Origin of the sequence: Escherichia sp. WS1451 (genome assembly GCF_046487365.1) — a bacterium.
GTDB classification, from domain to species: domain Bacteria; phylum Pseudomonadota; class Gammaproteobacteria; order Enterobacterales; family Enterobacteriaceae; genus Escherichia; species Escherichia coli.
The window spans coordinates 43,122-64,978 of record NZ_JBJQJP010000022.1; the positions used below are offsets into that span (position 1 = coordinate 43,122).

Below are 21,857 nucleotides of genomic sequence, written 5' to 3' on the forward strand. Positions count from 1 at the left end.
GGTGTGCGTTTGTTTGCCGCTATAACGAAATAAATCAGAAAATCAGACGCGGTCGTTCACTTGTTCAGCAACCAGATCAAAAGCCATTGACTCAGCAAGGGTTGACCGTATAATTCACGCGATTACACCGCATTGCGGTATCAACGCGCCCTTAGCTCAGTTGGATAGAGCAACGACCTTCTAAGTCGTGGGCCGCAGGTTCGAATCCTGCAGGGCGCGCCATTTCTTCTTCATTTAATCCCGTCTTATCCGTTCCGCTTTGCTCTTCACCACATCACTTTTTGTCGCTGTTTGGCGAGATAATTCAACGGTGTCAGGCCGTAAAACGCCTTAAAAACAGAGATAAAGTACGACGTGCTGCTATAGCCACATAATTGCGCCACCTGAGTGATATTTTTGTTATCCATCAATAACATCTGTACGGCGTAACGCATACGACACTCTGTGACAATCTGGCTATAGCTGGTATTTTCGTTTTTTAATTTCTTTTTGAGCAGGCTGGGGCTTAAACATAGCGAACTGGCGACAATTCGCAGATTCCAGTAATGCTGAATATCGCTTTGAATAATGCGGCAGACGCTGTCGCGGACGCTGCTGCGTAAGATATACATCAGTAGGGCAATAAACCGCGATTGCTCAAGAAAGTTAGACAATACGGTAAAAAGCAATGCGCGCGTCAACTCCGCTTCGCAGGGTTTGCTGGGTTGCTGCTTGCTGTGGTTGGCGGCTAGCCGGAACACTTCCGGTGTACGGCTATGACAAGCGATAACCGGAGTTGCCAGCCGCGACCAGGGCTTTATACAGGTTAAGTTCTTATTTAAAAACAACAGATAATCGTTGATGATGTTACGGTTGATGTGGGTGATTAATACGTGATTTAACGTTGAGAGTTCAATGACGTTATTGTTGCACGCGAAGGCGGCCAGGTAGTTTTTCGGAAGGGTAAACGTAGCATGGTTATTGACGCTTACCTCTACCTCTTTTTCGGTCAGGATCACCACGCAAGGTTCACTGCTGCTCAATTGCATTTCGCACTCCTCAGATATCAGAAACTCCGCTCAAAGGATCTATGCTTCCTGCATGAGTGATCGGCCCGTTCGCCGATAACGATCTTCTTTCTTTAGCACGCTTTTTAGCAATTAATCTTGATGGAATTCTGACGAGAGCGAAAGAGGTAAGCCAGGTCGTACCCGACTTACCTGGAGGAGATTTAATACTCGAGAATGCCGTGCGCAACGGGCAAATAGCGCAGAGAGAAATAGAGCGTGTCTTTACCGCAAGAGGAACGTTTCGCTAACAGCGAGGCGATCTCTGCATCCGGTTTCGGTTTCGCTGTAAAGGTTTTGCCTTTACCAGCGACAAACAGTTCATAAACAATGCCGCTTGCTGGGGCGGAACTTTGGCAATCGACGCTGGCCTGTAGATAACGTTCACGCTGTTCAGCGGTCAGTTTATCCACGCCGCTGCCATCCTGCACCCAGACATTAACGCCGGTTGCTTTAACGTGTTCCAGCAGTTGGCGATAGCCATCGAGCGACATGTTTCCGGCGAAAAAACTACTGATATAAACCGGTTTTGCTGAAACATCGCTAATCAACCGCTGCGCGTTGTTTAACCATGTTAGCAAAGGCTGACGGGCGGCTTCGCTGCGCCAGTTCAGGTCGTCAATTTCCGCGCTGATGTACCAGCCATCCGGCGTTACGCCAGGTACAGCGCTCCATAATCTGGCTTGCTGGAGATCGGCAGCCAGCAGGCGGTTAAGATAGCTTTCCAGCGCTGCAGACGACTGTTTCTGGTGCATAAAAAATTCCGGATCGGCATTCAGCCCGACAATCAGCTTCAGGCCAGCCTGTTGCGCAGCTGCGGCACGCTTAAACAATAACGCGCGCTGTTCTGGCTGGGTGAATGCATCGCCGTAACGAGTCCATTGCAAAACCAGGGTATCGAAGCCTTGCAAACGTAACTGACTCATCAGCCCCTGCCACTGGGTATCGGTAACCTGACTATCACGGTTTTGTGGTTGCCAGATAATACCTTTCATCGCAAAGGAAAAAGGGCTGACCAAAAGCAGTGTCAGCAATACGAAAATGAACTTACGCATTTACCAGTGCACTCCAATGGTGAGAAACGCATTGTTGCGCTCTCCGTTACGTTGATTAATCGCCTTAAAGGTATGTTGATACTCGACGCCGAGACTGACTTTGTGCGGCCAGGCGTCGTAGTGCGTCTCGCCGGTCCAGATATTCCAGCGGACCCCGACACCGCCAAGCTGCGCGCCCTGAGTGCCTTTATCACGATAGCCGTTGTCCTGAACGTGAGCGTAAGGCTCAATAGTCTGTCCGTTAGCTACCTTCTGATGCCAGCTGACGCGATAATCTGCCGTCCACGCCTGAATATCCTGGCGGATATATTGCGCTGCATCGAGGTACAGGTTTTGGGCAAACCAGCCTGAACCGTTCGGGTGCCATTCGTCGCTGTATTTGCCGCCATTAAAGAATGAGGCGCTGGCGCGCAGCATGGTATCGGATGCACCATTTTGGCCGTTCAGCGGCAACTGCTGTTCGACGGCGAGGAAAAAGATCTGATCGCGCAGCGGCTTCCAGCGCAGACCGGTGCCGGACATCGGATTTTTCACCGGCATCATCACCCCGTTTTCTCCGGTATCGGCAAATACACGGCTGTAAACCGAGAGCAGGTCGCCTTCCAGCAGCATATTGCGTCCGATGCGATACTCGGCTTCCAGTTGCCCGTAGCTACGATAGCTTTTCCCTGGCGCTGCGCCGCCGACATTATTGTTAGCGGTACTCATTGCGCCGGAACGCAAGCCGATAGAAGAATCGAAACTGAACGTCCAGCGGCGACCGACCTCCTCATGCAGACGGCGGAAATTGAAGCGTTGCTGATTTTGCTCTGGGGTCAGTGGGGTTATCAGCGCCTGATTATCAATGTCATCAATCACCAGCCGGGCGTAGTGCTGCGTCGCAGGCATGTCATCCAGACGCTGGTTCACGTAGGCCAGTTGTCGGATAAGTGCCGGATCGTCCGGTAGCCCTTTATGCGCCTGTTCGAGCATTTCCCGCGACTGTGCGATATCACCGCTATCCCACAAGGCGTAACCGAGCGCTGCCTGGGTGTTGCTATTATTCGGTTCCAGTTCCAGCGCGGCGCGCAAATCACTCACCGCCGCCGGGACATTATGACGTTGGCGATAAATTGTCGCCCGCGCAACGTAAGCGTTGGCAGAAGGCGCAATATTGATTGAGCGCGTGAGATCGTTCAGTGCGAGTTCCGGCTGACCAGGAATGTAACGTTGCGCATGCAGCCACCAGTAGAGGGCATTGTTTCCCAGCCCACGTTGTTCTGCCTGCTGAAGCCAGCGATCGCGAGCCGCACCATTTCCTGCCGCCTGGGCGGTATTGGCAGCAGCAAGCAGATCCTCATTGCTCATGTCGTGAAGACTGATTTTCTGCCAGGCCGCCAGTGCGGTGGCGTAGTCCTCAACCTGATACGCCTGATAGGCTACCGCACGATGTTGCCAGGCGTTCGGTTGTCGTTGTTCGGCCTGAAGCCATGCATACAACGCCACACCGGGTAGCGTGTCCCGATAACACTTTGCCAGACGGTTCCAGGCGGCGGCATCGTAGGAAGGCGACATATCGCCCAGCAAGCGAACTATTGCCGGGCAATTATCTGCAATACCCGGCAACTGACTTTGCCACTGACGTTGCTCCGCCAGCGGTAAGGGTTTCGATAAAATCGCCACCTTCGCCGGCGTTGCCAGGTAAGGATGACTTTCCAGCAGAGACGCCAGTCGCGCCATTAACGTCTGGCTGACACGCGCATCGCCCTGGAAAGGATAGCGTTGCAGCAATAAATCGGCAGCTTCGCGTGACTGCTCGTTCTGCATCAGTTGCCAGGTCAGTTGATCCAGGCGGGTAAGATTTGCCGGTTCTTGCTGATACAGCAATCGTGCCAGACGCAGAGCTTCAGCCTTGTTATGGGTCGCTACGCTAACGGTATAACGCTCCTCAAGCATTTCATTGGCGGGGAGGGTGGCGAGCAGTTTTTGCGCTGCGTCGTACTGACCTTCTTTTAACAGCACCGGTAGCGTCGCGCCAACAACATACTGGCGGTTATCGGCAAACTGTACCGTATAATTCGCCAACGCCTGAACGGGGTTGGCGCTGTATTTAGATATCAGATAGAGCCAACTTTTCTCTTGTGCGTCCGTGGTAAACAGCGGCTTATTTTCAATGAGATAATGCTGGAGGCGTGCTTTTTCGCCACGATAAGCCAGCGCGGTCGCGTAAGTAATATATGACTGAGGATCGGTGAAGATCCCCTGTGATTGCAGCGCCAGGATCCGATCATCCAGCTGTGCGGCAAGAAGCACGTCAAACCACTGACGGCGTTCTGCCGCGCTTAATGTGTTCTGCTGGCGTGCTTCATTATATAGCGTATCTGCCTGGGACCATTGTTTCAGGTAGATTGCGCGTTGCAGCAGATCGGTTCGCAACGTTTTTCCTTCCGGCGATGCAGCAAACGTCGCATCGTTTAGTTGCGCTCTGGCGACAGGTAATTGTGCCAGCCGCAGGGCATTCTGCCCGACTTCACTGCGACAACGCAGGGTCGGCGCAGCATCGCACGCTTTTTGCTGGGCAAGCAGTTCTTCAACAGTCGTAACGCTTTTCACTTCAACTGGAATAGCCGCCAGACTGCGCTCAAGCCGGTCATCTCCAGGGTGACGTTTCAGTTGATCCTCAAGCAACAGCCGCGCCCGGTCATCATGACCAAAATGGCGATAGGCTTCCGCAAGGTATAAAGTCAGCGGAATATTATCCGGCACCTGCTGGTGTATATATTCAAATTCGCGGATGGCGGTTGCTTCGTCGTTATTTTTCTGTGCCTTCAGCGCCTTGTCGAGACGGGGATAAATAACAAAATGGCGATAATCGCTCAGCCCCAGCTCTTCTGCGCTGGTGCCGATATTGTCTGCGAGTGCGCTGGTACTCAATAAAGACGTCAGCAGTAAACCAGACCATCCGATGACGCGATTAAGGTTATTCTCCTTCATTTTCGGACTCCAGTTGCGCAACCTTTTCTGTGTTTAAACCTGCTTTGAGTAATAGTGATTGCATCGAAACTTGTAATTCGCGTTGAATTGTCAGGACGCGATCCAACGTTTCCTGGCTGATAACGCCTTCGGTGACCAAAAACTTGCCGAGCGGCAGAGAACTGCGTTCATGGCGCAATAACAACACGTTAATTGCTGAACGATTAATATGACCGAGCGTGGTCAGTATTTCGGCGAACAGGAACTGATGCGGCACATATTGCCGCCAGATTTCACCGGCCTGCTGTTCCGTGAGCCACTGATGCTGAACTGCATTGTACAACATTGCCCGCGGATCGTGACCGCGTCGGCGTGCATACCAGTGGCGTAATCCGGTGACAATTTGTCCCCGCAGAACAATGACGTAACGCACTTTGCGTCCGACTTTACGCGTCAGGGCCGCCAGCGAAACCGGGTCAATACCATCTTCACTGCCGACAATTAACTCATCATTGTCCAGACGCAGCGGCAGTACCGCATAATGCAGCGCCACGGAGGCCGGCATTTCGGCAATCAGCGAGGAAGGGATCTGCCAGGCATCGATGGATTCCCACGCCACGCCGTTTTGCTCTGCCAGCGCCTGTGCCAGTTGCTCGGCGCTAATCAGCCCCTGCATCAGCATTGAACCGCCCAGGCGTAGACCTTCGACGCGATTACGCAGTGCTGTATCGAGTTGTTCTTCAGTGATGACCTGATTTTCCAGCAGGATTTGACCTAACGGGCGCAACGAGCGGGTATCGCCAGTCACGCTGGGGAAGTCATGCGTTGTTTTATCCCACGCCACTCGACGCGGATCGCCGTGTTGAAGTACCTGTTTTAACGCGCGCCAGTTGGCCATGAAGTTAATCAGGTTACCCCAGAAAAGACGCAGGACAGATAGCAGCCCCTGCGTCAGACCGTAGTAGCCAGTGACAAAAATCACCCGCTGCACGATGCGGTTAACCATCAAACCAAAGTTTAGCCACAGCAGGGTCATTAACCATGCGCTGCCGCTGAAAATAGAAAGGAAATGCCAGGCATCGGGCCACAAACTTTCATACGCCAGTAACAGCAAAAGCTGGATCATCACCAGCATCGCGAGGAAGCTGACAAAGTTACTGATTGCCCCTTTGCGGTCGCGCCAGAGAAAGTAGTTCAGCGTCAGGCTGGAGGTCCATTTGTGGGTTTTAAAGCCCTGGAAAACAATGCCGATGATCCACCGAGATTTTTGTCGAACCGCAGTCGAAAAGGTATCGGGGAAATATTCGCGCACGCAGATCATGTTTGACGTCCGCGCATGCTGTAAAAATTTACGCTGCTCGCGTTCTTTGGCTTCGTCCACCACCGGAAAACGGACAAAAATTTCCGTCATACCTTTCTCTTTCAGGCGGAAGCCAATGTCGTAATCTTCAGTCAGACTCTGCACGTCGAAAGCAATACCGTCACCGTCAGCTAACAGTGCGGTCACGGCGCGACGGCTGAAACAGGTACCGACGCCTGCGCTGGGCACCTGTCCGGCGAGGGCTTCACGCACCGGAACATCTTTGCCATGCAGTTCTGAAAACTCATCAATGTAAGTCATGCTGGTGAAGTGCGTCCATTCGCGTTCGAACGGATACACTGGGATCTGAATCAGATCTTTACGCTCGACCAGATAGTTGAACAGACGCAATTCCATCGGTGAAATCACATCTTCGGCGTCATGCAGAATAAAACCAGCAAAAGCGAAATTGGCGCTACGTTCAAATTGGGTGATGGCGTCCAGCACGTTGTTCAGACAGTCGGCTTTGCTGGTGGGGCCAGGACGCGCGCAGACTACCTTATGCACGTTCGGGAAGCGAGCGCACACTTCGTCAACATCACGCTGAGTATCGGGGTCGTTGGGGTAGGTGCCAACAAAGATATGATAGTTTTCGTAGTCGAGCGTGGTCGCCGCCAGCTCGGCCATATTGCCGATGACGCCCGTTTCATTCCACGCCGGAACCATAATCGCTAACGGTTTTTCATCTGGTTTATACAGTTCGCGGTAACTCATTCGCGGGTAGCGGCGATAAACACTCAACTTGCGTTTAATGCGGCGTACCCAGTAGACGACATCAATAAAAAAATCGTCCAGCCCGCTGATGAACATGATGACCGCTAACGTTATCGCGATTACTTTTAAGCCGTAGAGCCAGGTAGCAAAAACATCAAGAAGCCAGTCCACACAAAAACCTTACATTAACGCTGGTTATGTTTAGGGTGGCGTATATTAAAGTTTTTTATGAATTGTGACAGCTTTTTATCATTAATAGGTAGGATTATTGCGGCACGTTATTTTTACACTGGTTATAAAAGTTGCCGTTTGCTGAAGGATTAAGCGGGTAATATGATAACAAACCTTGTTCCCCGCGCATCTGACGTTACCGCAACCGTGCCTTTATGCGCGACAACAATCGATTTCACTATCGCCAGGCCAATACCGCTACCTTCGCCTTTTCGCTGGCGGGAAGGATCAATGCGGTAGAAACGGTCAAACAATCGCGGTAAGTGCTCAGGCGCAATGGACGTACCAGGGTTTTCGACGGTAACTTGCACCAGGTGATCGACCGTCTGGCAGCGCACGACAATTGTCTCTCCGGTTGGCGTATAACGCAGGGCATTAGAAAGTAGGTTGCTTAACGCCCGACGCAGCATCAGCGGATCACCCGCAACCTGACACTCGTCGCCAACAAACCGCAGCTCCACGCCGCGATCTTCTGCTAACGCCTCGAAAAAATCGAACACTTTGCCGACTTCATCCGCCAGGTTGAGCATTTTCTTTTCGGGGATTAACTGGTTGTTATCGGCCTGAGCGAGAAACAGCATATCGCTGACCATTTTCGCCATTCGCGTCAGCTCTTCGAGATTAGAGTAGAGCACATCTTCCAGCTCCTTCTGGCTGCGCGACTGGCTGAGGGCGATTTCCGTTTGCGTTATGAGATTCGTAATTGGTGTGCGAATTTCGTGGGCGATATCCGCTGAGAAATTGGACTGGCGGGTAAAGACATCCTCAATACGCTCGATCATATGGTTGAACGACAGCACCAGTTGTTCGAGTTCAATGGGCACGGTCTGTGGATCGAGGCGAACGTCGAGATCTTTCGAGGTAATGTTCTGGATTTGACGGCTGACGCTGCGGATCGGCGCGTGACCTTTATGTACCGCCAACAGCACGATAAAGACGATCAGGATGCTGATTACCGATGCGGTCATAATAAGTTTATTCATCAAATCATTTATGTAATGAAGATGAAAATCGATCGACAGCGCGATGTAGAGCGTATAAATCGGTTTGCCGTCAACCAGCGGGCCAACCGGCAAGTTAATCATCCGCCAGTTGCTGTGTTCCATATGCCCGTGACCGTGCCCTGGCATCATCATCGTCGGGCCGGAAAGGAGATACACCTCGCCGCCCCGAGCGTCTTTATCGGGTATGGCATCACGTGCAAACTCGCGGATATCGGGCGCGTCGGGGGAGTGATACACCGTTTTACCCTGGCTATCTGCCAGGGAGATCAACACATTGGAATAACCACTGACAATATCTTCCAGCGTCATTAAGCGTCGGGCTTGCGTTTCGTCAGGGTGATTAAGTACCCGTTCAAGGGTGGCGCTAATCTCTTTTAAATCATTAATATCCTGCTCGGCAAAATGCACTTTTACCGAGTGGATCATGATCCAGGCAAAGGCGAAAAACGCCGCGATGGTCGCCAGGCTGATAAAAAAGGTCAGGCGTGTTGCCAGCGAAAACGGGCGCTGAAATGGCTTACTGACCATCCGGCACCTCAAGCATGTAGCCCACGCCGCGCACGGTTTGAATCAGCTTCGGCTCAAAGTCGTTGTCGATTTTGCCGCGCAGCCGCTTCACCGCCACATCAATGGCGTTGGTATCGCTGTCGAAATTCATGTCCCACACCTGCGAGGCGATAAGCGAGCGGGGCAGCACTTCACCCTGATGGCGGAGGAAAAATTCCAGCAGGGTAAATTCTTTACTGGTCAGAGTGATACGCGTACCGCTGCGGGTGACTTTGCGGCTGACGAGATCGACCATCAGATCGGCAACCTGAAACTGACTTTCGATAATTACCGCCGCTCCGCGCCGCAGTAGAGTGCGCACCCGCGCCAGCAGTTCAGCAAAAGCGAACGGCTTAACCAGATAGTCATCCGCCCCCAACTCCAGCCCCTTGACGCGATGTTCAATGGTGCCAAGCGCGGTAAGCAACAGAATCGGCATCCCCTTATTGGCGGAACGCAACATGCGCACGATATCCCAGCCGTTCACGTCCGGCAGCATAATATCGAGGATTATCAGATCATAATCACCGGTCATCGCCAGATGGTAGCCATTCAGCCCGTTGTCGGCTAAATCGACCACAAAACCGGCTTCGGTTAACCCTTTGGTCAAGTATTCTCCGGTTTTCTTTTCATCTTCGACAATCAACAGTTTCATATTTCCTCCGCATGTTGCCCGGGCAATTCTAGAGTAGCGGGATCAGATGGCAATCGCTTATTGGCAAAATGACAATTTTGTCATTTTCCTGTCACCGGAAAATCAGAGCCTGGCGAGTAAAGTTGGCGGCATAAAATCACCAGAAATTATGAGCCTATGTCTCCTTGTAAACTTCTGCCATTTTGTGTGGCCCTTGCGCTAACCGGTTGTTCACTGGCACCGGATTATCAGCGTCCGGCAATGCCCGTGCCGCAGCAGTTCTCACTCAGCCAGAACGGCCTGGTTAACGCAGCAGATAACTACCAGAACGCGGGCTGGCGCACCTTTTTTGTTGATAATCAGGTGAAGACGCTGATTAGCGAGGCGTTGGTGAATAACCGGGATTTGCGCATGGCGGCGCTGAAAGTGCAGGAAGCGCGGGCGCAATATCGTCTGACCGATGCCGACCGCTACCCACAGCTCAATGGCGAGGGCAGCGGCAGTTGGAGCGGCAATCTTAAAGGCGATTCAGCCACGACGCGGGAGTTCTCGACTGGCCTTAACGCCAGCTTTGATCTCGATTTTTTCGGGCGCTTAAAGAACATGAGCGAAGCCGAGCGTCAAAATTATTTAGCTACTGAGGAAGCTCAGCGCGCGGTGCATATTCTGCTGGTTTCTAATGTCGCGCAAAGCTATTTCAATCAGCAACTGGCGTATGCGCAATTGCAAATAGCCGAAGAAACGCTGCGTAATTATCAGCAGTCATATGCGTTTGTCGAAAAACAACTGTTGACCGGTAGCAGCAATGTTCTGGCGCTGGAACAGGCTCGCGGGGTGATAGAAAGTACCCGCAGCGACATCGCTAAACGTCAGGGGGAACTGGCGCAGGCGAATAATGCATTGCAACTGTTATTGGGAAGCTACGGCAAGCTGCCGCAAGCGCAGACAGTAAACAGCGACAGCCTGCGAAGCGTTAAATTACCGGCGGGCTTGCCGTCGCAAATCTTATTGCAGCGCCCGGATATTATGGAAGCTGAACACGCGTTAATGGCGGCTAATGCCAATATTGGTGCTGCGCGTGCGGCATTTTTCCCGTCTATCAGCCTGACCAGCGGAATATCAACCGCCAGCAGCGATCTGTCGTCATTATTTAACGCCAGCAGCGGGATGTGGAATTTTATTCCTAAAATTGAGATCCCCATTTTTAATGCCGGACGCAACCAGGCCAATCTGGATATCGCCGAAATTCGCCAGCAGCAGTCGGTGGTGAATTATGAACAGAAAATCCAGAACGCCTTTAAAGAAGTGGCAGATGCGCTGGCATTACGTCAAAGCCTGAACGATCAAATCAGCGCCCAGCAGCGTTATCTTGCGTCGCTGCAAATTACTTTGCAACGGGCGCGGGCATTATATCAGCACGGCGCAGTCAGTTATCTGGAAGTGCTGGATGCTGAACGTTCTTTATTTGCAACCCGACAAACTTTACTTGACCTGAATTATGCCCTTCAGGTTAACGAAATTTCTTTATATACCGCCTTAGGGGGCGGTTGGCAGCAATAATTTTTAACTCCAGGAGAGAATAAATGAAAAAAGCACTGCAAGTTGCAATGTTTAGTCTGTTTACTGTTATTGGCTTTAATGCCCAGGCTAACGAACATCATCATGAAACCATGAGCGAAGCACAACCACAGGTTATTAGCGCCACTGGCGTGGTAAAAGGTGTTGATCTGGAAAGCAAAAAAATTACCATCCATCACGATCCGATTGCTGCCGTGAACTGGCCGGAGATGACCATGCGCTTTACCATCACCCCGCAGACGAAAATGAGCGAAATTAAAACCGGCGACAAAGTGGCGTTTAATTTTGTCCAGCAGGGCAACCTTTCTTTATTACAGGATATTAAAGTCAGCCAGTAACCCAGGTTTAATGAGATGAAAAAAATCGCGCTTATTATCGGCAGCATGATTGCGGGCGGTATTATTTCTGCGGCAGGTTTTACCTGGTTTGCAAAGGCTGAACCGCCCGCAGAAAAAACGCCGACCGCAGAACGTAAAATCTTATTCTGGTACGACCCGATGTATCCCAATACGCGGTTCGATAAACCAGGTAAATCGCCGTTTATGGATATGGATCTGGTGCCGAAATATGCCGATGAAGAGAGTTCTGCGTCTGGTGTACGCATTGACCCGACCCAGACGCAGAATCTGGGGGTGAAAACGGCGACCGTCACGCGCGGGCCGCTGACTTTTGCCCAGAGTTTCCCGGCGAATGTCAGTTACAACGAGTATCAGTATGCCATTGTGCAGGCTCGCGCTGCCGGGTTTATCGATAAGGTGTATCCGCTTACCGTGGGCGATAAAGTACAAAAGGGCACACCGCTTCTCGACCTGACCATTCCCGACTGGGTGGAAGCGCAGAGTGAGTATTTACTGCTGCGCGAAACCGGCGGTACGGCGACCCAGACTGAAGGCATTCTTGAGCGGCTGAGACTGGCGGGAATGCCGGAGGCGGATATTCGCCGCCTGATCGCCACGCAAAAAATCCAGACTCGCTTTACGCTCAAAGCGCCCATTGATGGCGTGATCACCGCGTTTGATCTGCGCGCGGGAATGAATATCGCCAAAGATAACGTGGTCGCGAAAATTCAGGGTATGGACCCGGTGTGGGTCACTGCTGCGATCCCGGAGTCCATCGCCTGGCTGGTGAAAGATGCCTCGCAGTTTACCCTCACCGTTCCGGCGCGACCGGATAAAACACTCACCATTCGCAAATGGACCCTGCTACCCGGCGTGGATGCCGCGACCCGCACGCTGCAACTGCGTCTGGAAGTCGACAACGCCGACGAGGCGCTAAAACCGGGCATGAACGCCTGGTTGCAACTCAATACCGCCAGCGAACCGATGCTGCTCATTCCGTCACAGGCGCTGATTGATACCGGCAACGAACAGCGGGTGATTACCGTTGATGCTGACGGGCGCTTTGTACCGAAACGCGTTGCCGTTTTCCAGGCATCGCATGGCGTCACCGCGTTACGCTCTGGTCTGGCGGAAGGTGAAAAGGTGGTTTCCAGCGGCCTGTTCCTGATTGATTCTGAAGCCAATATTTCTGGCGCACTGGAGCGGATGCGCTCTGAAAGTGCTACCCATGCGCATTGAGGGAATAGCCAATGATTGAATGGATTATTCGTCGCTCGGTGGCGAACCGTTTTCTGGTGCTGATGGGCGCGTTGTTTCTGAGTATCTGGGGCACCTGGACCATCATTAACACGCCAGTGGATGCACTGCCGGATCTCTCTGATGTACAGGTGATTATTAAAACCAGCTATCCCGGTCAGGCACCGCAAATCGTTGAAAATCAGGTGACTTATCCGCTAACCACCACCATGTTGTCGGTGCCTGGCGCGAAGACTGTGCGCGGTTTCTCGCAGTTTGGCGACTCTTATGTGTATGTCATTTTCGAAGATGGCACCGATCCGTACTGGGCGCGCTCGCGGGTGCTGGAGTACCTCAACCAGGTACAGGGTAAGCTGCCTGCGGGAGTCAGCGCCGAGCTGGGGCCAGATGCCACGGGTGTTGGCTGGATCTATGAATATGCACTGGTGGATCGCAGCGGTAAGCACGATCTGGCCGATTTACGCTCATTGCAGGACTGGTTTCTCAAATATGAGCTAAAAACCATCCCTGACGTTGCGGAAGTGGCGTCGGTGGGCGGTGTGGTGAAAGAGTATCAGGTGGTTATCGATCCCCAGCGCCTGGCGCAATATGGCATCAGTCTCGCCGAAGTAAAAAGCGCGCTGGATGCTTCAAACCAGGAAGCGGGCGGTTCGTCGATCGAACTGGCGGAAGCGGAATATATGGTGCGCGCTAGCGGATATCTGCAAACGCTCGACGACTTTAATCACATCGTTTTAAAAGCCAGTGAAAATGGCGTGCCCGTTTATCTGCGCGATGTTGCGAAGGTCCAGATTGGCCCGGAGATGCGCCGGGGCATTGCCGAACTAAACGGCGAAGGCGAAGTGGCGGGCGGGGTGGTGATCCTGCGTTCCGGCAAAAACGCCCGTGAAGTGATCGCCGCCGTGAAGGACAAACTGGAAACGCTGAAAAGCAGTCTGCCGGAAGGCGTGGAGATAGTTACAACATACGATCGCAGTCAGCTCATTGACCGCGCCATTGACAACCTCAGCGGCAAGTTGCTGGAAGAGTTTATTGTGGTGGCGGTAGTCTGTGCGCTGTTTCTCTGGCATGTGCGCTCGGCGCTGGTGGCGATTATTTCGTTGCCGCTGGGGTTGTGTATTGCTTTTATTGTCATGCACTTTCAGGGACTGAACGCCAATATTATGTCGTTGGGTGGCATTGCGATTGCCGTCGGGGCGATGGTCGATGCCGCTATCGTCATGATCGAGAATGCGCATAAACGGCTGGAAGAGTGGCAGCACCAGCATCCTGACGCCACGCTGGATAATAAAACGCGCTGGCAGGTGATCACCGAAGCATCTGTTGAAGTGGGTCCGGCGCTGTTTATCAGTCTGCTGATTATCACGCTGTCGTTTATCCCGATCTTCACCCTGGAAGGGCAGGAAGGTCGTCTGTTTGGCCCGCTGGCGTTCACCAAAACCTATGCGATGGCGGGCGCGGCGCTACTGGCGATCGTAGTGATCCCGATCCTGATGGGCTACTGGATCCGTGGCAAAATTCCGCCGGAAAGCAGTAACCCGCTCAATCGCTTTTTGATTCGTGTTTATCATCCGCTGTTGCTGAAAGTACTGCACTGGCCGAAAACCACGCTGTTGGTGGCAGCGCTTTCGGTGCTGACGGTTCTCTGGCCGCTCAATAAAGTTGGCGGGGAATTTTTACCGCAGATCAATGAAGGCGACTTGTTGTATATGCCATCGACGCTGCCGGGGATTTCCGCAGCAGAGGCGGCGAGTATGCTGCAAAAAACCGACAAGCTGATTATGAGCGTACCGGAAGTGGCGCGGGTATTTGGCAAAACCGGGAAAGCGGAAACCGCCACCGATTCTGCTCCGCTGGAGATGGTAGAAACGACTATTCAGCTTAAGCCGCAGGATCAGTGGCGGCCTGGCATGACGATGGACAAAATCATTGAGGAACTGGATAACACCGTGCGGCTGCCGGGGCTGGCGAATCTGTGGGTGCCGCCAATTCGTAACCGTATCGATATGCTCTCAACCGGCATTAAAAGCCCTATCGGCATTAAAGTTTCCGGCACTGTGCTGGCGGATATCGACACGATGGCGGAGCAAATTGAAGAAGTGGCGCGAACGGTGCCAGGCGTGGCTTCTGCGCTTGCTGAGCGTCTGGAAGGTGGGCGCTATATCAACGTTGAGATTAACCGTGAAAAAGCCGCGCGTTACGGTATGACGGTGGCGGATGTGCAGTTGTTTGTGACATCTGCGGTGGGCGGGGCGATGGTTGGCGAAACGGTGGAAGGGATTGCCCGTTATCCAATTAATCTGCGTTATCCGCAAAGCTGGCGCGATAGCCCGCAGGCACTGCGCCAGTTGCCGATCCTCACGCCGATGAAGCAGCAAATCACTCTGGCGGACGTGGCCGACGTTAAAGTCTCTACCGGACCGTCGATGCTGAAAACCGAGAATGCGCGCCCGACGAGCTGGATTTATATCGATGCCCGCGATCGTGACATGGTGTCGGTGGTTCACGATCTGCAAAAAGCGATAGCTGAAAAAGTGCAGTTAAAACCGGGCACCAGCGTGGCATTCTCCGGGCAGTTCGAGCTACTGGAGCGCGCCAACCATAAGCTGAAACTGATGGTGCCGATGACGCTGATGATCATCTTCGTGCTGTTGTATCTGGCGTTCCGTCGGGTGGGCGAAGCGTTGCTGATTATCAGCAGCGTACCGTTTGCGCTGGTGGGCGGCATCTGGTTGCTGTGGTGGATGGGCTTTCATCTTTCCGTGGCAACGGGCACCGGTTTTATCGCCCTTGCGGGGGTCGCTGCCGAATTTGGCGTGGTGATGCTGATGTATTTACGTCACGCCATAGAGGCCGAGCCGTCGTTGAATAATCCGCAAACATTCAGCGAGCAGAAGCTGGATGAGGCGTTGTATCACGGCGCGGTCCTGCGCGTGCGCCCGAAAGCGATGACGGTGGCGGTGATTATCGCTGGTCTGCTGCCGATTCTGTGGGGAACGGGAGCAGGTTCAGAGGTGATGAGCCGGATTGCCGCGCCGATGATTGGCGGCATGATCACCGCGCCTTTGCTATCGCTGTTTATTATCCCGGCGGCGTATAAGCTGATGTGGCTGCACCGACATCGGGTACGGAAATAAAAGCAGGATACCCGGTTTAACCGTGTGGATTGTGTCTTGCGACGATGGGCACTAAATGTTAAAAGGTGCCCCTCAACAAAAAAGACACACAGGGGAAAGGCGTGAAAAACGCGTCAACCGTATCGGAAGATACTGCGTCGAATCAAGAGCCGACGCTTCATCGCGGATTACATAACCGTCATATTCAACTGATTGCGCTGGGTGGCGCAATTGGTACTGGTCTGTTTCTTGGCATTGGCCCGGCGATTCAGATGGCGGGTCCGGCTGTATTGCTGGGCTACGGCGTCGCCGGGATCATCGCTTTCCTGATTATGCGCCAGCTTGGCGAAATGGTGGTTGAGGAGCCGGTATCCGGTTCATTTGCCCACTTTGCCTATAAATACTGGGGACCGTTTGCGGGCTTCCTCTCTGGCTGGAACTACTGGGTAATGTTCGTGCTGGTGGGAATGGCAGAGCTGACCGCTGCGGGCATCTATATGCAGTACTGGTTCCCGGATGTTCCAACGTGGATTTGGGCTGCCGCCTTCTTTATTATCATCAACGCCGTTAACCTGGTGAACGTGCGCTTATATGGCGAAACCGAGTTCTGGTTTGCGCTGATTAAAGTGCTGGCGATCATCGGTATGATCGGCTTTGGCCTGTGGCTGCTGTTTTCTGGGCACGGCGGCGAGAAAGCCAGTATCGATAACCTCTGGCGCTATGGCGGTTTCTTTGCCACCGGCTGGAATGGGCTGATTTTGTCGCTGGCGGTGATTATGTTCTCCTTCGGCGGGCTGGAGCTGATTGGGATTACTGCCGCTGAAGCGCGCGCTCCGGAAAAAAGCATCCCGAAAGCAGTGAATCAGGTGGTGTATCGCATCCTGCTGTTTTATATCGGTTCACTGGTGGTTTTACTGGCACTCTATCCGTGGGTGGAAGTGAAATCCAACAGTAGCCCGTTTGTGATGATTTTCCATAATCTCGACAGCAACGTGGTAGCTTCTGCGCTGAACTTCGTCATTCTGGTAGCATCATTATCGGTGTATAACAGCGGGGTTTACTCTAACAGCCGCATGCTGTTTGGCCTTTCTGTGCAGGGTAATGCGCCGAAGTTTTTGACTCGCGTCAGCCGTCGCGGTGTGCCGATTAACTCGCTGATGCTTTCCGGAGCGATCACTTCGCTGGTGGTGTTAATCAACTATCTGCTGCCGCAAAAAGCGTTTGGTCTGCTGATGGCGCTGGTGGTAGCAACGCTGCTGTTGAACTGGATTATGATCTGCCTGGCGCATCTTCGTTTTCGTGCTGCGATGCGACGTCAGGGACGTGAAACACAGTTTAAGGCGCTGCTTTATCCGTTCGGCAACTATCTCTGCATTGCCTTCCTCGGCATGATTTTGCTGCTGATGTGCACGATGGATGATATGCGCTTGTCAGCGATTCTGCTGCCGGTGTGGATTGTATTCCTGTTTGTAGCATTTAAAACGCTGCGTCGGAAATAAGGCATTCACGCTACATCCGACAAAACGATGTCCGCTCTCATCCATTCGATGAGAGCGGTTTTTTTAATTACTGCTTAAATGCACCTGCAAGAGAGCGAATATCATTGCCGGTTGGCGACTGATGAAGTCGCAGACCAAACTCTTCGACAATCGCAAATATGTGATCGAATATATCAGCCTGAATGCTTTCATATTCCAGCCACACCACGGTATTAGTAAACGCGTAGATCTCAAGCGGTAAACCGTTATCGCCCGGAGCTAATTGGCGCACCATTAAGGTCATATCTTTGCGAATCCGCGGATGGTTACGTAGATATTCGTTCAGATAGGCACGAAAGGTTCCAATATTGGTCATTCGGCGCAGGTTTAATACCGACTCCGTAGAACCTTGCTGGCGATTCCACTCATTAATTTCCTTGTGGCGGCTGGTTAAATAAGGTTTTAACAAATGCGCTTTATTCAGACGTTGCATTTCGTCTTCATCAAGAAAACGAATACTGGTGACATCAATACTGATACTGCGCTTAATACGTCGCCCGCCAGATGCTGACATCCCGCTCCAGTTTTTAAAGGAGTCAGAGACCAGAGACCAGGTGGGAATAGTGGTAATGGTATTGTCCCAGTTACGCACTTTGACGGTGGTTAACCCAATATCGATCACCGCGCCATCCGCGCCGTATTTCGGCATCTCCAGCCAGTCGCCCAGTTTCAACATATCGTTCGCGGAAAGCTGAATACCTGCCACCAGACCAAGAATCGGATCTTTAAATACCAACATCAGCACGGCAGCCATTGCACCAAGACCGCTGATCAGAATCGCTGGCGACTGACCAATCAACAGCGAGATCATCAAAATGCCGACCAGAATCGCGCCGATCAGTTTAATCCCCTGAAATATCCCTTTCAGCGGTAACTGAGATGCCGCCGGGAATTTCTGCGCCAGATTCAAAATAACATCCAGCAACGAGAAGACTGAAAGCAGCGCATACATCATGATCCACAACTGCGCGCAGGTAGTCAGAATATCTGCCGCTTCGGTGCCTTTTTGCAGCCAGAATACCGCCTGAATATTGACGATAATCCCCTGCAGGGTAAAAGCTAAACGGTGGAAGAGTTTATTCTGGGTAATGATTTGCAACCATAGCCGTGAACTGGCGATGGCACGTTTTTCGAAGGTCCGCAGTACCACCCAATGCAAAAAAATATGCACCACGACGGCGGTCAGAAAAATAATACCGAAAATCATCACCATTGAGGTGGTGTGATCGATCTCAATACCCGCTAAATCTTCAACCTGGGATATTAAATCCTGCATAACGTCTCCTTTATACAACAGCAGACTATGATGACGGCTGAAACAGGGTTATGCAAATCAGGAGAATCTGAGGGGAAATAGCCGGGCAGATGCCCGGCAAGAGAGAATTACACTTCGGTTAAGGTGATGTTTTGCGGCAGACGAGATTTCGGCAGCGTAGCGTTAAAATCTTCAACGCTGTGATGACCCACCGGAACAACTACCAGACTGGTGTAGCCTTTCTCTTTCAGACCAAATTCTGCATCGAGGATTGCGGCGTCAAAACCTTCGATGGGTACCGCGTCCAGACCCAGCGCTGCAACGCCGAGCAGGAAGTTACCGACGTTGAGATAAACCTGTTTTGCCATCCACTCTGCATCATCATGCAGATCTTTACGGTGCATATCGGCGAAGAACTTGCGACCTTTATCGTTCGCGGCTTTCGCTTCCGGCGTGGCAAAGCGGCCATCGGCATCTTCCTGGTCAACAACCAGCTTCAGCCAGGCATCGTCCATCGCGGTTTTTGCACAGAACACCACGACGTGCGAGGCATCAAGCATTTTACGCTCGTTGAACACGTAATTACCGGCAGCGGATTTGGCAACACGCGCTTTACCTTCTTCCGTGCTGGCAACAATAAAATGCCACGGCTGGGAGTTGGTGCTGGATGGGCTGTATTGCAGTAGCGTTTTGATCTGCTCGGCCTGTTCCGGGGTAAGTTTTTTGCTGGCATCAAATGCCTTAGTGGAATGACGCTTTAAGGCGACAGAAATGATATCCATAAAGACTCCATGTGAAAGTAATTTTGCGTGCCAGCAGATTACAAGGTTCAACGAGAAATGGTAAGCGAGAAAAATGCGCTATAGATTTCCGCTTTAGCCTGGACGCACTCTTTTTTGATCGCGTTTAGCCAGACCATCAACCACCAGATTCCACGAATCGTTGATCAGATCGCTAAGTAACGCTTCGGAGATTTCCTCGCCGGGATACACTGAAATCCAGTGCTTTTTATTCATGTGATATCCTGGCTTAATGCTCGGGTATATCTGCTGATTTAACAGGGATTTTTGTGGATCGGACTTCAGATTGATAAAGGGGACGCCGCGCAGCTCCGACGACAGCATAAAAATCTTGCCGCCAATTTTAAAAACATCGAACTCCGGGCCAAAAGGCCAGCAAAGCTCGACAAAGGGTAACTCAAGGGCCAGGCGTTTCGCCGTTTCGTGCAGTGATTGCTTATCCATAAACGTTCCTTTAGGCGAAGGAGAATAAGCAAAGTATGCCGCGAAGTTCGGCGATAATCGACGTTTAATCCGCCAGCGAGAACCAGCGTCGCCAGATAAAGCGCAGAACAAAATACTCAATAGCGCCCAGCACTAAAAACCACAGACAAAACAATAAAGTGTAAAGCTGGCTAAGATCCATCAGATGGAACATGGTCACCAGTTTTTGTGCCAGCGTTAGCCCCAGTGCGGGGGCGGGCAGCAGCAGGCAAGAGAGGAAAGCCATCAGCAAAATGCCTGCTGCGGTGGTCAAGGTTTCTAAAGGGTGTTTCATAACATTGTTAAATGTAAGTTAAAACACCATTGTCAGGGATATTCTTCTGTAAGGCAATTCCCGGCTTAGTCACCGGCCCAGATCTCACAATGCTTTTTCACCAGCCCAATCAGCGAGCCGCCATCGGCGACGAAATCGCGCATCAGCTGCGCTTCATTCAGACCGCTGACGACCTGGCGATGCAGGGCTTCAATTGCGCTCGATGCGCCAATTTTATTTGCAGAAGGGGCGATTTTTTCCAGCAATCGCAAGGTGTCTTCCGTTAGCGGTCGACGATCGCCAGTGTGCGGATCGGTAATGACACCTGCCAGCCCATAGCGGCAGGCCTGGAAACGGTTGAATTTATACAGCAGGTAATCTTTCTCCTGATGTTTAAACGGGCGTTCCGTCAGTAACCAGTGGGCGGTAGCCTGAATCAATCCTGCCATATTTACCGCATGGCTAAGGGTTAACGGGGTATCCATTACCCGAACCTCCACCGTGCCAAAATGAGGACTGGGGCGAATATCCCAGTGCAGATCTTTAATGCTGTCGATCATCGTGGTGTAACTCAGGCAGCGAAACAGGGCTTCAAATTGTTGCCAGTTACTGACCCACGGCATCGGGCCATTATCGGGAAAGGCGGAAAAAATATTCGGTCGTGAGGAGGCAAAACGCGTATCCGTTCCTTGCATATATGGCGACGCGGCGGAAAGGGCGATAAAGTGCGGCACAAACCGTGACAGGCCGTGCAGCAAATAAATGGCATCATCGCCACTGGCGCAACCAACATGGACATGCTGACCAAAAACGGTTGCCTGTTGAATGAGATAACCAAAGTTTTCCAGCGTTCGTTGATAGCGTTCGTTATCGCATACCTCCTGACGCTGCCATTTCTGAAACGGGTGCGTGCCACCGCCGCAAATTTCCAGATGATGATCTGCGGCTGCCTGCAATACGACTTTCTGCATCGCTGAAAATTGCCCGGCAGCCTGGTTGATATCACGGCAAACATCCGTCGCCAGCTCCAGCATACTTTCGGTGATATCGTGCTTTACCTCTCCGGCCGTGATCTTATTTTTAACTGCGTCAATCAGCATTGAAGAGTCCTGGCTTAAGTCATAGCCCGGCGGATTAACCACCTGCATTTCCAGTTCAATACCGAGGGTAAAAGGTTCAGAAACATGAAAATCGGGTAATGGCATAGGTTTCTCTTATGTTGGCGTTTTCTATTCAGTATAGAAGTCGGAGCGGCTGGGCGAGATGCGGAAGTTCTGGAATGTTTCTTTTTTTTGGTGATGGTGACTGATTGCTACTGAAGCAATTTGGCTACTTTTGCAATGTGCCAAGTTATGGCAGAGCTGGCTGGCGGCGGAGAATTTTGACGATTGCGGCATGCAGAAAAAAACGGGTTCAGCTTCAGTTGATCAAATGGGGAGTGAGAAGTCCGAAACAGGATTTACTGTATAAATAAACAGCTATTTTGTTGAGGAAGGGTAAGATAACTGCGGGTGCCTGAAGCTTTCCGGTTTCAGGTTAACTTTGAGGTCTGGAAAGATGAAGCCCCAGGAGATATTTCTATCAACCCTGTACTGCACCCATTTTGTTGGACGATGAAATGGAATAGCCCCTGATATGTCAAAGCCAAAATACCCTTTTGAAAAGCGCCTTGAAGTCGTGAATCACTACTTCACTAC

The 21,857-nt window shown here is 51.9% G+C and carries 16 protein-coding genes, 1 tRNA gene and 1 pseudogene; 6 read left to right on the forward strand and 12 right to left on the reverse strand.

The window, feature by feature from the left end:
- Positions 1-145 precede the first annotated feature (145 nt).
- Positions 146-222 (forward strand) — tRNA-Arg (locus ACJHX7_RS21540).
- Positions 223-266: 44 nt separating this feature from the next.
- Here ACJHX7_RS21540 and envY read toward each other — a convergent pair.
- The 6 genes from envY to cusR form a co-directional block, all read right to left on the reverse strand.
- A complete protein-coding gene (envY, locus tag ACJHX7_RS21545; RefSeq protein ID WP_001177457.1) occupies positions 267-1,028 on the reverse strand; it encodes a DNA-binding transcriptional regulator EnvY in 762 nt (253 codons plus the stop codon).
- Between the two features lie 182 nt (positions 1,029-1,210).
- Positions 1,211-2,101, reverse strand: coding sequence for a DUF4434 family protein (locus ACJHX7_RS21550; protein ID WP_094030386.1), 891 nt, complete (start codon positions 2,099-2,101; stop codon positions 1,211-1,213).
- Positions 2,102-5,074 carry a bacteriophage adsorption protein NfrA gene (gene nfrA / locus ACJHX7_RS21555; protein ID WP_094030387.1) on the reverse strand — a complete coding sequence of 991 codons (2,973 nt, stop codon included), beginning with the start codon at positions 5,072-5,074 and terminating at the stop codon, positions 2,102-2,104.
- Positions 5,061-7,298: a cyclic di-3',5'-guanylate-activated glycosyltransferase NrfB gene (gene nrfB / locus ACJHX7_RS21560; protein ID WP_000383926.1), complete on the reverse strand. Its 2,238-nt coding sequence runs from the start codon at positions 7,296-7,298 to the stop codon at positions 5,061-5,063. The genes nfrA and nrfB overlap by 14 nt, the downstream gene beginning before the upstream one ends.
- A 149-nt stretch (positions 7,299-7,447) precedes the next feature.
- Complete coding sequence (gene cusS / locus ACJHX7_RS21565) at positions 7,448-8,890, reverse strand: Cu(+)/Ag(+) sensor histidine kinase CusS (RefSeq protein WP_094030388.1); 1,443 nt, start codon at positions 8,888-8,890, stop codon at positions 7,448-7,450.
- Positions 8,880-9,563, reverse strand: a complete 684-nt coding sequence (gene cusR / locus ACJHX7_RS21570) for a copper response regulator transcription factor CusR (protein WP_000770953.1) — start codon at positions 9,561-9,563, stop codon at positions 8,880-8,882. Before cusR ends, cusS begins: the two co-directional genes overlap by 11 nt.
- Positions 9,564-9,719: 156 nt before the next feature.
- On the opposite strand from cusR, the gene cusC reads away from it, so the two are divergent.
- From cusC to pheP, 5 genes are all read left to right on the forward strand, one after another.
- Positions 9,720-11,102: a Cu(+)/Ag(+) efflux RND transporter outer membrane channel CusC gene (gene cusC / locus ACJHX7_RS21575; protein ID WP_094030389.1), complete on the forward strand. Its 1,383-nt coding sequence runs from the start codon at positions 9,720-9,722 to the stop codon at positions 11,100-11,102.
- A gap of 23 nt (positions 11,103-11,125) precedes the next feature.
- Positions 11,126-11,458, forward strand: coding sequence for a Cu(+)/Ag(+) efflux RND transporter periplasmic metallochaperone CusF (gene cusF / locus ACJHX7_RS21580; protein WP_000709873.1), 333 nt, complete (start codon positions 11,126-11,128; stop codon positions 11,456-11,458).
- 15 nt (positions 11,459-11,473) lie between these two features.
- The gene (gene cusB / locus ACJHX7_RS21585; protein ID WP_094030390.1) at positions 11,474-12,697 is read left to right on the forward strand and encodes a Cu(+)/Ag(+) efflux RND transporter periplasmic adaptor subunit CusB; all 1,224 of its coding nucleotides are present in this window, start codon (positions 11,474-11,476) and stop codon (positions 12,695-12,697) included.
- Positions 12,698-12,708: 11 nt separating this feature from the next.
- The gene (cusA, locus tag ACJHX7_RS21590; RefSeq protein WP_094030391.1) at positions 12,709-15,852 is read left to right on the forward strand and encodes a Cu(+)/Ag(+) efflux RND transporter permease subunit CusA; all 3,144 of its coding nucleotides are present in this window, start codon (positions 12,709-12,711) and stop codon (positions 15,850-15,852) included.
- Between the two features lie 101 nt (positions 15,853-15,953).
- A complete protein-coding gene (gene pheP, locus ACJHX7_RS21595) occupies positions 15,954-17,330 on the forward strand; it encodes a phenylalanine transporter (protein WP_000786307.1) in 1,377 nt (458 codons plus the stop codon).
- Between the two features lie 67 nt (positions 17,331-17,397).
- Here the strand turns inward: pheP and ybdG are convergent, their stop codons facing one another.
- The 6 genes and pseudogenes from ybdG to ACJHX7_RS21625 all read right to left on the reverse strand — a co-directional run bounded on the left by ybdG (position 17,398) and on the right by ACJHX7_RS21625 (position 21,797).
- Positions 17,398-18,645 (reverse strand): mechanosensitive ion channel YbdG, encoded by a 1,248-nt coding sequence (gene ybdG / locus ACJHX7_RS21600; RefSeq protein WP_001153128.1) that lies wholly within the window; start codon positions 18,643-18,645, stop codon positions 17,398-17,400.
- Positions 18,646-18,752: 107 nt separating this feature from the next.
- Positions 18,753-19,406 (reverse strand): oxygen-insensitive NAD(P)H nitroreductase, encoded by a 654-nt coding sequence (gene nfsB, locus ACJHX7_RS21605; protein WP_000351480.1) that lies wholly within the window; start codon positions 19,404-19,406, stop codon positions 18,753-18,755.
- A 93-nt stretch (positions 19,407-19,499) separates the two neighbouring features.
- The gene (locus ACJHX7_RS21610; protein ID WP_000360954.1) at positions 19,500-19,868 is read right to left on the reverse strand and encodes an MmcQ/YjbR family DNA-binding protein; all 369 of its coding nucleotides are present in this window, start codon (positions 19,866-19,868) and stop codon (positions 19,500-19,502) included.
- A 64-nt stretch (positions 19,869-19,932) separates the two neighbouring features.
- Complete coding sequence (locus tag ACJHX7_RS21615; protein WP_000682518.1) at positions 19,933-20,181, reverse strand: DUF1158 domain-containing protein; 249 nt, start codon at positions 20,179-20,181, stop codon at positions 19,933-19,935.
- Positions 20,182-20,246: 65 nt separating this feature from the next.
- Positions 20,247-21,365 (reverse strand): YbdK family carboxylate-amine ligase, encoded by a 1,119-nt coding sequence (locus tag ACJHX7_RS21620; protein WP_001130634.1) that lies wholly within the window; start codon positions 21,363-21,365, stop codon positions 20,247-20,249.
- Positions 21,366-21,579: 214 nt separating this feature from the next.
- Positions 21,580-21,797, reverse strand: a pseudogene (locus tag ACJHX7_RS21625) (hypothetical protein).
- Positions 21,798-21,857 lie beyond the last annotated feature (60 nt).

Excerpts from the sequence above, each read along its gene's own strand:
- ACJHX7_RS21550 (WP_094030386.1), bottom strand. The coding sequence starts at position 2,101 with ATGCGTAAGTTCATTTTCGTATTGCTGACACTGCTTTTGGTCAGCCCT.
- cusB (WP_094030390.1), top strand. The coding sequence starts at position 11,474 with ATGAAAAAAATCGCGCTTATTATCGGCAGCATGATTGCGGGCGGTATT.
- cusS (WP_094030388.1), bottom strand. The coding sequence starts at position 8,890 with ATGGTCAGTAAGCCATTTCAGCGCCCGTTTTCGCTGGCAACACGCCTG.
- nfsB (WP_000351480.1), bottom strand. The coding sequence starts at position 19,406 with ATGGATATCATTTCTGTCGCCTTAAAGCGTCATTCCACTAAGGCATTT.
- ACJHX7_RS21615 (WP_000682518.1), bottom strand. The coding sequence starts at position 20,181 with ATGAAACACCCTTTAGAAACCTTGACCACCGCAGCAGGCATTTTGCTG.
- ybdG (WP_001153128.1), bottom strand. The coding sequence starts at position 18,645 with ATGCAGGATTTAATATCCCAGGTTGAAGATTTAGCGGGTATTGAGATC.
- envY (WP_001177457.1), bottom strand. The coding sequence starts at position 1,028 with ATGCAATTGAGCAGCAGTGAACCTTGCGTGGTGATCCTGACCGAAAAA.
- ACJHX7_RS21620 (WP_001130634.1), bottom strand. The coding sequence starts at position 21,365 with ATGCCATTACCCGATTTTCATGTTTCTGAACCTTTTACCCTCGGTATT.
- cusF (WP_000709873.1), top strand. The coding sequence starts at position 11,126 with ATGAAAAAAGCACTGCAAGTTGCAATGTTTAGTCTGTTTACTGTTATT.
- ACJHX7_RS21610 (WP_000360954.1), bottom strand. The coding sequence starts at position 19,868 with ATGGATAAGCAATCACTGCACGAAACGGCGAAACGCCTGGCCCTTGAG.
- nfrA (WP_094030387.1), bottom strand. The coding sequence starts at position 5,074 with ATGAAGGAGAATAACCTTAATCGCGTCATCGGATGGTCTGGTTTACTG.
- cusC (WP_094030389.1), top strand. The coding sequence starts at position 9,720 with ATGTCTCCTTGTAAACTTCTGCCATTTTGTGTGGCCCTTGCGCTAACC.
- cusR (WP_000770953.1), bottom strand. The coding sequence starts at position 9,563 with ATGAAACTGTTGATTGTCGAAGATGAAAAGAAAACCGGAGAATACTTG.
- cusA (WP_094030391.1), top strand. The coding sequence starts at position 12,709 with ATGATTGAATGGATTATTCGTCGCTCGGTGGCGAACCGTTTTCTGGTG.